This window comes from Serratia sp. NCCP-200, from assembly GCF_059697885.1.
The window spans coordinates 516,187-516,422 of sequence record NZ_BAAKUJ010000003.1 but is presented as its reverse complement, the minus strand read 5'-3'; the positions used below and the strand labels follow the sequence as shown (position 1 = coordinate 516,422).

The window sequence follows — 236 nt, the reverse complement described above, 5'->3', positions numbered from 1 at the left end:
AGCGCGCTTTGAGGGCAGCGACGACAATGCAATTTTACTGCAGGTTGCCAAGGCGATGTACAGTAAAGCGTACAATGCAGCGAGTGAGGCGGCGAAGCAGGCCGGCTATGATGCGCTGATAGCGCGCTTTGAGGGCAGCGACGACAATGCAATTTTACTGCAGGTATCCATGGCGATGTTCAATAAAGCTTATAACGCAACTGGTGAGGCGAAGCAGGCCGGCTATGATGCATTGA

Annotated in this window: 1 protein-coding gene; it reads left to right on the top strand. The window is 53.0% G+C overall.

Features of this window, described 5'->3' with window-relative positions:
* Window positions 1–236: hypothetical protein (locus AC6HVW_RS12540; protein ID WP_497569455.1), on the top strand; the 236-nt coding region annotated here is incomplete at both ends.